Source organism: Cupriavidus cauae (assembly GCF_008632125.1).
Lineage (GTDB): Bacteria > Pseudomonadota > Gammaproteobacteria > Burkholderiales > Burkholderiaceae > Cupriavidus > Cupriavidus cauae.
In genome coordinates, this window is sequence record NZ_VWRN01000010.1 from 114,256 (window position 1) to 127,239 (window position 12,984).

Annotated in this window: 12 protein-coding genes; 7 read left to right on the top strand and 5 right to left on the bottom strand. The window is 67.0% G+C overall.

Annotated elements, in window-relative coordinates; translation table 11 throughout:
- Positions 1-295 precede the first annotated feature (295 nt).
- The 3 genes from F1599_RS02605 to F1599_RS02615 all read left to right on the top strand — a co-directional run bounded on the left by F1599_RS02605 (position 296) and on the right by F1599_RS02615 (position 3,954).
- On the top strand, positions 296-2,644 hold the full coding sequence (locus F1599_RS02605) for an NADP-dependent malic enzyme (protein WP_149316628.1): 2,349 nt from the start codon (positions 296-298) through the stop codon (positions 2,642-2,644).
- Between the two features lie 330 nt (positions 2,645-2,974).
- The gene (locus tag F1599_RS02610) at positions 2,975-3,349 is read left to right on the top strand and encodes a ribonuclease domain-containing protein (protein WP_149317079.1); all 375 of its coding nucleotides are present in this window, start codon (positions 2,975-2,977) and stop codon (positions 3,347-3,349) included.
- Positions 3,346-3,954, top strand: a complete 609-nt coding sequence (locus F1599_RS02615; RefSeq protein WP_006579293.1) for a barstar family protein — start codon at positions 3,346-3,348, stop codon at positions 3,952-3,954. Before F1599_RS02610 ends, F1599_RS02615 begins: the two co-directional genes overlap by 4 nt.
- A gap of 138 nt (positions 3,955-4,092) precedes the next feature.
- On the opposite strand, the gene F1599_RS02620 is transcribed toward F1599_RS02615, so the two are convergent.
- The 4 genes from F1599_RS02620 to F1599_RS02635 all read right to left on the bottom strand — a co-directional run bounded on the left by F1599_RS02620 (position 4,093) and on the right by F1599_RS02635 (position 7,088).
- Complete coding sequence (locus F1599_RS02620) at positions 4,093-4,665, bottom strand: YidB family protein (RefSeq protein WP_150082144.1); 573 nt, start codon at positions 4,663-4,665, stop codon at positions 4,093-4,095.
- Positions 4,666-4,759: 94 nt separating this feature from the next.
- Entirely contained in the window at positions 4,760-5,506 is a 747-nt protein-coding gene (locus F1599_RS02625) for a 16S rRNA (uracil(1498)-N(3))-methyltransferase (RefSeq protein ID WP_150082145.1), read from the bottom strand.
- Between the two features lie 169 nt (positions 5,507-5,675).
- Complete coding sequence (locus F1599_RS02630) at positions 5,676-6,119, bottom strand: VOC family protein (RefSeq protein WP_149316632.1); 444 nt, start codon at positions 6,117-6,119, stop codon at positions 5,676-5,678.
- Between the two features lie 159 nt (positions 6,120-6,278).
- Entirely contained in the window at positions 6,279-7,088 is an 810-nt protein-coding gene (locus tag F1599_RS02635; protein WP_150082146.1) for a spermine/spermidine synthase domain-containing protein, read from the bottom strand.
- 166 nt (positions 7,089-7,254) lie between these two features.
- Here F1599_RS02635 and tkt point away from each other — a divergent pair, with 166 nt between their 5' ends.
- From tkt to F1599_RS02650, 3 genes are all read left to right on the top strand, one after another.
- Positions 7,255-9,285, top strand: coding sequence for a transketolase (tkt, locus tag F1599_RS02640; protein ID WP_190286283.1), 2,031 nt, complete (start codon positions 7,255-7,257; stop codon positions 9,283-9,285).
- An 87-nt stretch (positions 9,286-9,372) separates the two neighbouring features.
- The gene (gene gap, locus F1599_RS02645; RefSeq protein ID WP_006579985.1) at positions 9,373-10,383 is read left to right on the top strand and encodes a type I glyceraldehyde-3-phosphate dehydrogenase; all 1,011 of its coding nucleotides are present in this window, start codon (positions 9,373-9,375) and stop codon (positions 10,381-10,383) included.
- 281 nt (positions 10,384-10,664) lie between these two features.
- Entirely contained in the window at positions 10,665-11,651 is a 987-nt protein-coding gene (locus F1599_RS02650; RefSeq protein WP_149316634.1) for a LysR family transcriptional regulator, read from the top strand.
- A gap of 96 nt (positions 11,652-11,747) precedes the next feature.
- Here F1599_RS02650 and fur read toward each other — a convergent pair whose 3' ends face one another.
- A complete protein-coding gene (gene fur / locus F1599_RS02655) occupies positions 11,748-12,179 on the bottom strand; it encodes a ferric iron uptake transcriptional regulator (protein ID WP_149316635.1) in 432 nt (143 codons plus the stop codon).
- Positions 12,180-12,399: 220 nt separating this feature from the next.
- On the opposite strand from fur, the gene F1599_RS02660 reads away from it, so the two are divergent.
- A partial coding sequence (locus tag F1599_RS02660) for an outer membrane protein assembly factor BamE (RefSeq protein ID WP_150082147.1) occupies positions 12,400-12,984 on the top strand: 585 nt, incomplete at its 3' end.

The following is a 12,984-nucleotide window of genomic DNA, read 5'->3' on the forward strand; positions in this document are numbered from 1 at the left end:
AACCCGCCCGGCGGGGCGCGGCAGGAAGGCGGGAGAGTCCCGGGAGTCTGGTGACGGCGCCGCCGGACGGAAGCTCGGACGGCATGCGTGGCTGGTCAGTCCCGCCCGCATCCGGCATATTGTACCGAAACGCAAAGGTGCCTCTCGCAAAACGCTTATTGTGAAATAAAATTTCACAATATAAAATGCGGGGCTCGATCAGGAGACAGCGGGCAGGTGGAGCCGGCCCGCGAGGGTGTGTTCCCACCGTTTTCCGCTTCGTCAAACACGGCTCCACAGACCGGAAGATGCGCCGATGACCAGTCCTTCGCAGCCCGCTTCGCAGCCGAATTCGCAAGCACTCTCGCAAGACGAACTGAAACAGCAGCAGCGCGAGGCGCTGCGCAAAGCCGCCCTCGAGTATCACGAGTTTCCGACCCCGGGCAAGATCTCGGTCACGCCGACCAAGCCGCTGTCGAACCAGCGCGACCTGGCGCTGGCCTACTCGCCGGGCGTGGCGGCCGCCTGCGAGGAAATCGTCGCCGACCCGGCCAATTCCTTCCGCTACACCGCGCGCGGCAATCTGGTCGGCGTGGTCACCAACGGCACCGCGGTGCTCGGCCTGGGCGACATCGGCCCGGCGGCATCGAAGCCGGTGATGGAAGGCAAGGCGGGCCTGTTCAAGAAGTTCGCCGGCATCGACGTGTTCGATATCGAGATCGACGAGAAGGACCCGGAGAAGCTGGTCGACATCATCGCCTCGCTGGAGCCGACTTTCGGCGGCATCAACCTCGAGGACATCAAGGCGCCGGAATGCTTCTACGTCGAGCGCAAGCTGCGCGAGCGGATGAAGATTCCCGTCTTCCACGACGACCAGCACGGCACCGCGATCGTGGTCGGCGCGGCGGTCATCAACGGGCTGCGCGTGGTCGGCAAGGACATCAAGGACGTCAAGCTGGTGGCCTCGGGCGCGGGCGCCGCGGCACTGGCCTGCCTGGACCTGCTGGTCGATCTCGGCCTGCCGCTGTCGAACATCTGGGTCACGGACCTGGCCGGCGTGGTCTACGAGGGCCGGACCGAGCTGATGGATCCGGAGAAGGCGCGCTTCGCGCAGAAGACCGACAAGCGCAAGCTGGCCGAGGTCATCGACGGCGCGGACATCTTCCTGGGCCTGTCGGCCGCCGGCGTGCTCAAGCAGGACATGGTGCAACGCATGGCCGACCGTCCGCTGGTGCTGGCGCTGGCCAACCCGAATCCGGAAATCATGCCGGAGCAGGTCAAGGAAGTGCGGCCCGACGCGGTGATCGCCACCGGCCGCACCGACTATCCGAACCAGGTCAACAACGTGCTGTGCTTCCCGTTCATCTTCCGCGGGGCGCTGGACGTGGGCGCGACCACCATTACCAAGCAGATGGAAATCGCCGCCGCGCACGCCGTGGCGGAACTGGCGCGGCAGGAGCAGAGCGATATCGTCGCTACCGCCTACGGCATCCAGGACCTGTCGTTCGGCCCCGAATACCTGATTCCGAAGCCTTTCGATCCGCGCCTGATCGTCAAGGTCGCGCCCGCCGTGGCGCAGGCCGCGATGGACTCCGGCGTGGCGACCCGCCCGATCGAGGACATGGAGGCGTACAAGCTGCAACTGCAGCAGTTCGTCTACCACTCGGGCACGCTGATGAAGCCGATCTACGCCGCCGCCCGCAAGGTGGCGATGGAGAAGAAGCGCATCGTGTTCGCCGAGGGCGAGGAAGAGCGCGTGCTGCGCGCGGTGCAGGTGATCGTCGACGAGAAGCTGGCCAACCCGATCCTGATCGGCCGCCCGGCCGTGCTGACGCACCGCATCGAACGCTTCGGCCTGCGCCTGCGCATGGGCGTGGACTTCACCGTCGTCAACCCGGAACACGACGACCGCTTCCGCGACTACTCCGACACCTACTACCGGATGATGGCGCGCCAGGGCGTGACGCCGCAGTACGCCAAGCTCGAGATGCGCCGCCGCACCACGCTGATCGGCGCGATGCTGGTGCACAAGGGCGAGGCCGACGGCATGATCTGCGGCACGGTCAGCAATACCGCCGCGCATCTGCGCTACATCGACCAGGTGCTGGGCGGCACCAACGAGGTCTATGCGGCGATGAACGGCCTGGTGCTGCCGGGCCGCCAGATCTTCCTGGTGGACACCCACGTCAACGTCGATCCGAGCGCGACGCAACTGGCCGAGATCACGATCATGGCCGCCGAGGAGCTCAAGCGCTTCGGCATCGAGCCCAAGATCGCGCTGCTGTCGCATTCGAACTTCGGCTCGTCCGAGGCGCCGTCGGCGCAGAAGATGCGCGAGACGCTGGCCATCCTGCGCGAGCGCGCGCCGGAGCTGGAGGTCGACGGCGAGATGCATGGCGACTGCGCGCTGGACCAGAAGCTGCGCGACCAGCTGGTGCCGGACGGTACGCTCAAGGGCGAAGCCAACCTGCTGGTGTGCCCGAACATCGACGCGGCCAATATCGCCTACAACCTGCTGAAGACGGCTGCCGGCAACAACGTCGCGATCGGCCCGATCCTGCTGGGTGTCAATGCGCCGGTGCACATCCTGACGCCGTCGGCGACGGTCCGCCGCATCGTCAATATGACGTCGCTGGTGGTGGTGGACGCCGCGGCGAAGCGGTAAGAACTCGCCACGCGAGTGGAGGAGCCGGGGCATGCCCCGGCTTTTTTATCGCCGCTGAAACTCGGTTAGTGTGCGCATACATTCCATTAACGCATTGAAACAATTCAGGTTTTCGCCGTCACCGAGGCGCGGGGATTGATTATTTAACAGCTTGCGCGTAACCTAGCGCCTTCGATGCAGGCGATCCGTCGACCGCGCTTGGCGTTGGATTGCTGCGCCACCAGACCAGACAACGTGGGTTCCCCGACTTCTTTGCCGCAACGCGCATCGCGCTCCGACAAGATCCTGCAACGGGTCCAGCCTTCGCTCCAACGGGTTGCGCGCGGAGTTCTGCACACCTTGGCGGCGGTGGCCGTGGCGGCCACGCTGGCGCAACCGGCTCAGGCGAAGCAGTCCCCGGAGGTGCTGTCGGATACGCTGGGAACCATTGCAGTGCAGCAACTGCCCAACGAGGCACAGCAGACGCTGCAGCGCATCGAGGCCGGGGGGCCGTATCCCTACGCAAAGGATGGCTCGCGGTTCGGCAACTATGAACGGATCCTGCCTCGGCGGCCGCGCGGCTATTACCGTGAGTACACGGTTGCCCGTCCGGGCAGCCGGAATCGGGGTGCGAAGCGAATCGTCTGTGGCGGCGAACAACGGGCCGCCAACGACTGCTATTACACGGAAGACCACTACAACAGCTTCAAACGGATAATCAGATGATGACTGACATTTTCGGACTGGGCGACGCCCTTGCCGCCCGCGAAGAGCGCGGCGCCGGAGATGGCTGGCAGCGGGCTCAACAACATGCCCAGAACCTTTATGACAGTGTGCTGATGATGCCCCGCTACGAGGTCGCGCACAATAAACTGCCGCCGGCGTCGCCGCAGGACGGCAACGCCGAAGTGGCCTGCGGCAGGGAGGCCGCGTTGAACCTGTTCAAGACCGTGCGACCCAATATCGTTCAGTCGATCCGCGCCTTCCGCGTGCCCGAGCTGGCACAGGCTGCCGCCGACCTCGGCCAGCATTTCCTCTACGCCAATTGCGCCCATTGCACGACCAAGGGCGAGGTGCTGGAAACCATCGCCACCGCGTTCCTCTTTCCGAAGCACTTCGGCAAGAACTTCGATGCGCTGGCCGATTGCCTGACGGACATGATCCACAAGGCCGGCGTGCAACCCGGTTTCGTCATCGTGCTCGAAGGCCTGCCCTGCGCGCAGAAGTTCGACAAGGAAGCGCGCGAGACGCTGCTCGACGTGTTCCGCGACGCCGCCGAGTTCTGGGCCGAGCGCCGCGTGCAATTCCGCGTGTTCTACTCGTTCGCCTGAGCGCGTCAAGCCGGCGCGTTCGCCGGATTCCCGCGCATCGCCGCGCAGGAACCTCGGATAGAAAAGGCCCGCCAAAACGGCGGGCCTTTTTTGCGTGCAAAACGGCGCGGCGGCCGTTCCGATACGTCGCGGAAACGATCAGGCCGCCGGCGGCACCTGGCCCTGCGGCGTCAGCTGATCGATCAGTTCCGGCAGGCCGGCGCTGAGCTGCGCCGCGACGTCGTCGCGCGACATGCCGGTGCTCGAGGACAGCGTGTCGAGCGCGCCGGTGCCTTGCAGCGCCTCGGCCAGCGAGGACGGCGACACCGGCTGATTCGGACCGGTGCCGATCCACGAGGACACCTGCTCGCCCAGTCCCGCCTGCGCGAGGATCTGCTGCAGCGCGCCGATGCCGCCGGCCGCGGCGCCGATCGTCTGTGCCTCGCCGGCCGCGCCGCCCTGGCCGCCGAGCAGGCCACCCAGCAGCGAACCGAGATCCAGCCCGCCACCGCCGCCGGCCAAGCCCCCGAGCACGCCGCCCAGTCCGCCCGCCATGCCGGCCGGGTCTTGCGTCGCCTCGGCGCCACCCTCGCGGCCGCGCATGGCCAGCATCGCCAGCAGGCCGAGCGCCAGCATCATCTTCGGATTCATGCCGACTTGGCCGGATTCGCCGGCCTGCGCCGGATTGGTTTGGCCGAGCACGCCGCCAAGCACACTATCGAGCAGTCCCATCTTCAGCTCCTTGTTGTTGATTCGTTTATCGGACCGGCCGGTGCCATGCTGCGCGGACCGGCTCGGCTCGATAGCGGTCGACGGCGCGGTGCCGTCAGAATCCGCCCAGCAGCGCGTTCAGCGCGGCCAGGCAGGCCAGACCGGCGGTCTCGGTGCGCAGGATGCGCGGTCCGAGCGACACCGCCGTGAAACCTTGCGCCAGCGCGGCGCGTTCTTCCTCGGGCGACAGTCCGCCTTCGGGCCCGATCAGCAGCGTGACGCCGCTGGCGATCCAGTCGTCACGGTGTGCCTGCGCGAGGGCCACCAGCGTCGATTCGGCGCGCGGCGATATCAGCAGCCGCTGTCCGGCATTGGCCGGAATCGCCGCCAGCCACGCCTCCAAGTTAGCCACCGGCGACACCGCCGGCAAGCGATTGCGCCCGCATTGTTCGCAGGCCGCGGTGACCAGCGCCTGCCAGTGCGCGTGGCGCTTCTGCGCACGGTCGCCGCTGAGCCGCACCACCGCGCGCGCGGTCTGCAGCGGCTGGATCGCACCGACGCCAAGCTCGACGGCCTTCTCGATCAGCCAGTCCATCTTGTCGCCTCCGGCAATGCCCTGGGCCAGCGTCACGCGGAAGGGCAGTTCGCATTCGGCGGTGTCGCGCGCGCCGACCTGTGCGGTCGCGCTGCGCTTGCCGATCTCGACCAGCGTCGCGGCATGGCTGCCGCCGCGCCCGTCGAACAGCGTGATGGGCTCGCCGGGATGCAGGCGCAGCACCTGGACATGGCGCACCACCGCCTCGGGTAGCGGCAGCAGGGTATCGGGGGCAAGCGGTTGATCGACGTAGAAGCGGGGTGGCATCGAATCCAGGGAAAATCGGTCAGGCGGGGCGGGTCCGCAGGATGGGCGCGACAACCGCCATGGGCAATATGGGCAACATGGGGGACAGGGCCGATATGGGCAACCGGGCCGACATGGACCCCATCGCGGCATCGGGCCCCGGCATCCGGGCGGTCAGGCTGTCAGTCGCTCAGGCGGCCTCAGAACCCGTGGCCGCGGCGACGGCCTGGTCCAGCGGGCGGGCGAAGCCCCAGCGGTAGCCGTCGAGGTCCTCGACCATGCAATAGCGGTCGCCCCAGAACTGGTCGCCGGGCGCCATCAGGCTGACCGCGCCGGCCGCCACCGCACGGGCATGCATCGTGTCGACGTCGTCGCAGTAGAGGTAGAAGGTCTGCGGGCATTCGAAGCCGGTCGAGCGCGGCGTGCGCGCGGTGCTGCCCCAGGCGCCCTCGGGGGCGAACATCACGACCAGCTCGCCGTGATAGTGCATCTCGGCATGGGTGGGCACGCCGTTCTCGTCGACCACATTGCCAGGCACGAAGCCGAAGGCGCGGCTGTAGAAGTCGAGCGCGCGGCGTGCATCGCTGACGGTCAGGTAGGGAATCAGCCAGGGCGTGTTGGCAGGTTTGGTCATGATGGTGTCCTCCCGGATTCCGTACGGCAGAGGCGCCGGGGTGGGCGCACCTGCACGCACGCTCCACGGTGGCAGGCATCGCGCGCGGAAGCGAACGCCGGACGAGCGCTGCGCCTGGCTTGCCGCAAGTCCCCCCGGTGGAGCGGTCAGCCGAGCATATCATGCCGATGTGGCGCCGCCGTCGAACAGCGGCTGCAGGTGGCGCGGCAGCGCGAACAGCGCCGCATGCAGGCCGGCGTGATAGCAGCGCAGCGCGCCGTCGAGCTGCCAGTCGGCGAGCCGCGCGGCCAGCATGGCCGGATCGGCGGCGCGCACGTCCAGCGTGTCGCTGGCGACCGCAATCGCCCACAGCGCCCCATAGACCGGAATCGCCACCGTCATCGGCTGCACCAGGCGGAAATGGTCGCCCAGCCGCCGCCACAGCAGCCGCGCCGTGTCGGGGCGGTGGAAGGGCGGCCCCAGATGCAGCGACATCGCGCCGCCCGGCGCCAGGCAGTCGTGCGCCGCCTGCAGGCCGCGCGCACCGAACAGCGCGGCGGCGGGGCTGCCATCGTCGGCCTCGGTCAGATCGAACACCAGCAGGTCGAAGCGGCGGCCCGAATCGCGCAGCGCCTCCATCACGGCCAGGCCGTCGCCGATTTCGAGCGTCACGCGCGGATCGTCGAAGGCGCCGTGGTGGATGCGCGGCAGCCAGCGCCGCGCCAGCCGGACCACCTCGGCATCGAGCTCCGCGACCACGACCTCGCGCATGCCCGGCAGCCGCAGCAGTTCGCGCGCCGAGCCGCCGTCGCCGCCCCCGATCACCAGCGCGCTGGCGGGTGAGCCGTGAGCCATCGCCATCGGATGGACCATCACCTCATGCTGGATGAACGCGTCGGCTTCCGCGCTCATGATGCGGCCATCGAGCCGGAACACGCGGCCGAACAGCGGATGCTCGCCGATCTCGATGTGCTGGTGGGCTGAGCGCACCGAGGCCCGGAGGGTGATGTCAGCCAGTGTGGAGCCGACGCCGCTCGTCAGCCATTCGCGCCATTCGAGGGCCGCCTCGGAAGGCGCCGGCGGGGTCGCCGCCGTACCGGAAACGTCGCCTCGTTCTGGTAAAATCGCGCTTTTCCCGCCGCCAATTTCCCGCCGCATGTCTCACCTCGCACACCCAGCCACCAGCCCCTATGCCAGCCAGCCCGCGTCGCTGATGGCCAATGCGATCCGTGTCCTGGCGATGGACGCCGTCCAGCAGGCCAATTCGGGCCACCCGGGCATGCCGATGGGCATGGCCGATATCGCCGTCGCGTTGTGGAGCCGTCATCTGAAGCATAACCCGGTCAATCCGAAGTGGGCCGACCGCGACCGCTTCGTGCTGTCCAACGGGCACGGCTCGATGCTGCTGTACGCGCTGCTGCATCTGACCGGCTACCAGCTGCCGATCGAGGAGCTGAAGAACTTCCGCCAGCTGCACAGCAAGACCGCGGGCCATCCGGAATACGGCATCACGCCGGGCGTCGAGACCACCACCGGCCCGCTGGGCCAGGGCATCACCAACGCGGTCGGCATGGCGCTGGCCGAGCGGCTGCTGGGCGAGGAATTCAACCGTCCCGGCTTCGACATCGTCAACCACTACACCTATGTCTTCCTCGGCGACGGCTGCCTGATGGAAGGCATCAGCCACGAGGCCTGCTCGCTGGCCGGCACGCTGCAGCTGAACAAGCTGATCGCGCTGTGGGATGACAACGGCATCTCGATCGACGGCGACGTCGAGCACTGGTTCTCCGACGACACCCCGAAGCGCTTCGAGGCCTACGGCTGGAACGTGATCCGCGCGGTCGATGGCCATGATGTCAACGCGATCGATGCCGCCATCGCGCAGGCCAAGGCCAGCGACAAACCGACGCTGATCTGCTGCCGCACCGTGATCGGCAAGGGCTCGCCGAACAAGCAGGGCGGCCACGACGTGCACGGCGCCCCGCTGGGCGGCGCCGAAATCCTGGCCACGCGCGAGGCGCTGGGCTGGAGCCACGCTCCGTTCGAGCTGCCCGAAGAGGTCTACACGGCGTGGGACGCCAAGGCCAACGGCGCGGCGCTGGAGAAGGCCTGGACCGCGCTGTTCGAGGGCTATTCGGAGCGTTATCCGTACGAAGCCGGCGAGTTCGAGCGCCGCATGCGCGGCGAGCTGCCGGGCGCGTTCGACGCCGCGGTGGAAGCCTACCTGGCCAAGTGCGAGGAGAAGGCCGAGACCATCGCCACCCGCAAGGCCAGCCAGAACGCGATCGAGGCGCTGGCGCCGGTGCTGCCCGAACTGCTCGGCGGCTCGGCCGACCTGACCGGCTCGAACCTGACCAACTGGTCGGGCAGCAAGGCGGTGCGCGTCGATGCCTGGGGCAACCACATCAACTATGGTGTGCGCGAGTTCGGCATGAGCGCGATCATGAACGGCATCACGCTGCATGGCGGCTACATCCCCTACGGCGGTACCTTCCTGACCTTCTCGGACTACAGCCGCAATGCGCTGCGCATGGCGGCGCTGATGAAGATCCGCACGCTGTTTGTGTTCACCCACGATTCGATCGGCCTGGGCGAGGACGGTCCGACCCACCAGTCGATCGAGCACGTGGCCAGCCTGCGCCTGATCCCGAATATGGACGTCTGGCGCACCGCCGACACCACCGAGACCGCGGTGGCCTGGGCCGAGGCAATCCGCCGCCAGAATGGCCCGAGCTGCCTGATCTTCAGCCGCCAGAACCTGCCGTTCCAGAAGCGCGACGACGCCACCCGCGCCAACATCGCGCGCGGCGGCTATGTGCTGCGCGACAACGTCGACCCGCGCACCGGCCTGCCGCATGCGGTGATCGTGGCCACCGGCTCGGAAGTCGGCCTGGCGGTCGGCGCGGCCGACCAGCTGGCCGCGGAAGGCATCCGCGTGCGCGTCGTGTCTGTGCCCTCGACGACTGTGTTCGACAAGCAGGATGCGGCATACAAGTCGGCAGTCCTGCCGGCGGGCGTGCCCCGCGTGGCGGTCGAGGCCGGCGTCACCGACTTCTGGTGGAAGTACCAGGTGCAAGCGGTGGTGGGCATCGACACCTTCGGCGAATCCGCGCCGGCTGGCGTATTGTTCAAGCACTTCGGTTTCACCGTCGAGAACGTGGCGAACACCGTCAAGAGCGTGATCTGACTTCGAGGGACGTGCGGGCGCGGCGGCGCTGCCGTCGCCGGCCCGGGCGCCCGCAGCTTTTTCTACTTCCCGTTCAGGAGACGTACCATGACTATCAAGGTTGCCATCAACGGCTATGGCCGTATCGGCCGCAACGTGCTGCGCGCCCACTACGAAGGCGGCAAGAAGCATGACATCGAGATCGTTGCGATCAACGACCTCGGCGATGCCAAGACCAACGCCCACCTGACGCAGTACGACACCGCCCATGGCAAGTTCCCGGGCACCGTGTCGGTCGAGGGCGACTACATGGTCGTCAACGGCGACAAGATCCGCGTGCTGGCCAATCGCAACCCGGCCGAGCTGCCGTGGGGCGAGCTGGGCGTCGACGTGGTGATGGAGTGCACCGGCTTCTTCACCTCGAAGGAAAAGGCCTCGGCCCACCTGGCCGGCGGCGCCAAGAAGGTCATCATTTCCGCGCCGGGCGGCAAGGATGTCGACGCGACGATCGTCTACGGCGTCAACCACAACGTGCTGAAGGCTTCGGACACCGTGATCTCGAACGCCTCGTGCACCACCAACTGCCTGGCCCCGCTGGTCAAGCCGCTGCACGAGAAGCTGGGCGTGGTGACCGGCCTGATGACCACGGTGCACGCCTACACCAACGACCAGGTGCTGACCGACGTCTACCACGAGGACCTGCGCCGCGCCCGTTCGGCGACCCAGTCGATGATCCCGACCAAGACCGGCGCCGCCGCCGCGGTCGGCCTGGTGATGCCGGAACTGAACGGCAAGCTGGACGGCTTCGCGATCCGCGTGCCGACCATCAACGTGTCGCTGGTCGACCTGTCGTTCGTCGCCGCGCGCGAAACCACCGTCGACGAAGTGAACGCGATCCTGAAGGCCGCCTCGGAAGGCGAACTGAAGGGCATCCTCGACTACAACACCGCACCGCTGGTGTCGGTCGACTTCAACCACAACCCGGCTTCGTCGACCTTCGACGCGACGCTGACCAAGGTGTCCGGCAACCTGGTCAAGGTGTCGAGCTGGTACGACAACGAGTGGGGCTTCTCCAACCGGATGCTCGATACCACCGTGGCGCTGATGAACGCCAAGTAATCGGCTTGGTAGTGGATGTGGATGGCCGATGTCGCCGCTTTGGCGGCGACTCGGAAGCGGCGCCCTGGTGGCGCCGTTTTTCATGGTCAGTGTGCGCTACCACACGCACGCGCTGTAAAATATGGTAAATACGACACACGAACCCTTCCACGGAGGGGTTCCCGGGCGGGTAAAAATGGCGTTTTCGCTTCCCCGAAGTGGCGATTTGATCTTACACTAGCCTTAGTGTCCTCGCGTGCGCTCGCCTGGCCACGCGTATCAAACCTGAACTGGGCGTGATCATGGTGAACGTTGACACCAAGCTGCTCGTGATCTTCACCGAGTTGCTCAGCAAGCGGAACGCGACCTATGTCGCGGAGAAGATGCACATGACGGCGCCGGCGGTGTCCCACTCGCTGGGCCGCCTGCGCGAGATCTTCGACGATCCGCTGTTCATCCGCGTCCCGCATGGCCTGACGCCGACGCCGCGCGCGCTCGAGCTCGGTCCGAAGATTCGCGAGATGCTCGACCTGTGGGCCTCGATCAACGAGGGCGACGTCGACAATTTCGATCCCGCGGTCGCGTCCGGCACGCTGCATATCGGCTTCGCCGCCGAACTCGGGGATACGGTATTCAACCGCTTCGTGCTGCGCCTGGCGCAGCTGGCCCCCGAACTGCACATCCGCCTGGTCGAATCCCATTCGTGGGAGGCCGACGTGGCGTCGATGCGCGCCAACGAACTCGACCTGGCATTCTGCGCGCTGCCCACCGGCCACCCCGAGATCGTCGAGGAAACGGTGGCCTCGCTGAACCTGTGGGTCTGCGCGCGCAAGGGACATCCGTTGCTGCAGACGGCCTGCACGCTCGACCACTATCTCGAATGCGGCCATATCTTCATGGCCTCCGCGGGCGGCACCGGGCGGCCGGCGCCTTCGCTGATTCCGCTGGACTACGCGTTGCAGCAGCGTGGCCTGAAGCGCAACGCGGCGCTGACCGTGCATTCGTGGCGGGCCCAGGCCGAACTGGCCGCGCAGACCGACATGATCTTCACCGTCAACGCGCTGACCAAGGATGTGGCGTGCGAAAGCTACGGCCTGAACGCGTTCCCGCTGCCGGCCGAAATCCAGACCACGCTGGGCCTGAACATGTTCTGGCACCGCAGCCGCAACACGCATCCGATGCTGGTGTGGGCGCGCGGGCTGTTCCGTCAGGTCGTGGCCGAATTCGTCGGTGCGCCGGCGCCCGGGCTGCCGCAGCGCATGGCCGAGATCGAGCGCGAGCAGGCCTAGGCCGCGCGGCCTCGCTGCACATCGCTCCACAATAAAAAACCGGCGCCTGGCGCCGGTTTTTCCTTTCTGCGTGCCTCGCCGCACGCGGTCTCCGTATCAGCGCTTGGGCCGATGCGGGCAAGCGGTCTTGGTGCAATTGCCATACAGCGACAGCGCATGCTCCTGCAGCGCGAAGCCGCGCTCGCGCGCGATGCTTTGCTGGCGATGTTCGATCTCGGCGTCGAAGAATTCCTCGACGCGCCCGCAATCGAGGCAGACCAGGTGATCGTGGTGCTTGCCTTCGTTGAGCTCGAAGATCGCCTTGCCCGATTCGAAGTTGTTGCGCGACAGCAGGCCGGCTTGTTCGAACTGGGTCAGCACCCGATACACGGTGGCCAGCCCGATATCCATATGCTCGTTGAGCAGGATGCGATAGACGTCTTCCGCGCTCAGATGGCGCTGCTCGCTGGTCTGGAAGATTTCGAGGATCTTCAGCCGCGGCACGGTCGCTTTCAGGCCGATATTTTTGAGTTCCGCCGGACTCGGCATGGGCGTGACTCCCTAGAGTACAATGTCTGGATTGTTGAATCATAAGGGTTTTGCCGGCAAAAGTCGCCCGGCGTCGCCGGTGCCGGCAATGCGCTGAGCCCTTCACGCGGCGGCGAGCGCGTGTCCGCGCGGGCACGTTGCCGGACACGTCGTGCGGGCCGTCCATCCAGCCCACCGCCCGGCACTTTCCCTTTCTTCGGTAGCGAGAACTGCGAGTTACATGGATTCCATTCGAACATCCGCCCTGCGCCCGGCGCTGCTGACCACGCTTCTGGCAGCCATCACGCTGGCCTCCGCCGCCTGCTCGACCTACGACAGCACTTCCCGCAAGATCGCCAGCGCGATCACGCCGTACCGGATCAATATCGTCCAGGGCAACTTCGTCTCGCGCGAAGCCGCGGCGCAACTGCGCGAAGGCATGACGCGCGACCAGGTGCAGTTCCTGCTGGGCACGCCGCTGCTGACGGACGTGTTCCACGCCAATCGCTGGGACTATGTGTTCTCGTTCAAGCGCGGCAACACCCAGGTGGTGCAGCAGCGCCGCTTCACGGTGTTCTTCGACAATGATCGCCTGGTGCGCTTCGGCGGCGACGAATTGCCGTCGGAATACGAGCTGATCGCCGAAATCGACGGCATGAAGCGCACGCCGGACGCAAAGGGCGCCAAGTCGGCCCCGCAGCAGGCCGCCGCCCCAGCCGAGCAGCAGACCGAGCAGCCGCAGGCGCCGGCCGATGCCGCGCAGCCGCAGGCCGAGGCACAGCCGTCCGCCTCGGCGCCCGAGGCCGCCGCGACGCCCGCCGGTGCG

Excerpts from the sequence above, each read along its gene's own strand:
- F1599_RS02630 (WP_149316632.1), bottom strand. The coding sequence starts at position 6,119 with ATGACCAAACCTGCCAACACGCCCTGGCTGATTCCCTACCTGACCGTC.
- F1599_RS02615 (WP_006579293.1), top strand. The coding sequence starts at position 3,346 with ATGATGACTGACATTTTCGGACTGGGCGACGCCCTTGCCGCCCGCGAA.
- F1599_RS02625 (WP_150082145.1), bottom strand. The coding sequence starts at position 5,506 with ATGCCACCCCGCTTCTACGTCGATCAACCGCTTGCCCCCGATACCCTG.
- F1599_RS02650 (WP_149316634.1), top strand. The coding sequence starts at position 10,665 with ATGGTGAACGTTGACACCAAGCTGCTCGTGATCTTCACCGAGTTGCTC.
- F1599_RS02620 (WP_150082144.1), bottom strand. The coding sequence starts at position 4,665 with ATGGGACTGCTCGATAGTGTGCTTGGCGGCGTGCTCGGCCAAACCAAT.
- fur (WP_149316635.1), bottom strand. The coding sequence starts at position 12,179 with ATGCCGAGTCCGGCGGAACTCAAAAATATCGGCCTGAAAGCGACCGTG.
- F1599_RS02605 (WP_149316628.1), top strand. The coding sequence starts at position 296 with ATGACCAGTCCTTCGCAGCCCGCTTCGCAGCCGAATTCGCAAGCACTC.
- tkt (WP_190286283.1), top strand. The coding sequence starts at position 7,255 with ATGTCTCACCTCGCACACCCAGCCACCAGCCCCTATGCCAGCCAGCCC.
- gap (WP_006579985.1), top strand. The coding sequence starts at position 9,373 with ATGACTATCAAGGTTGCCATCAACGGCTATGGCCGTATCGGCCGCAAC.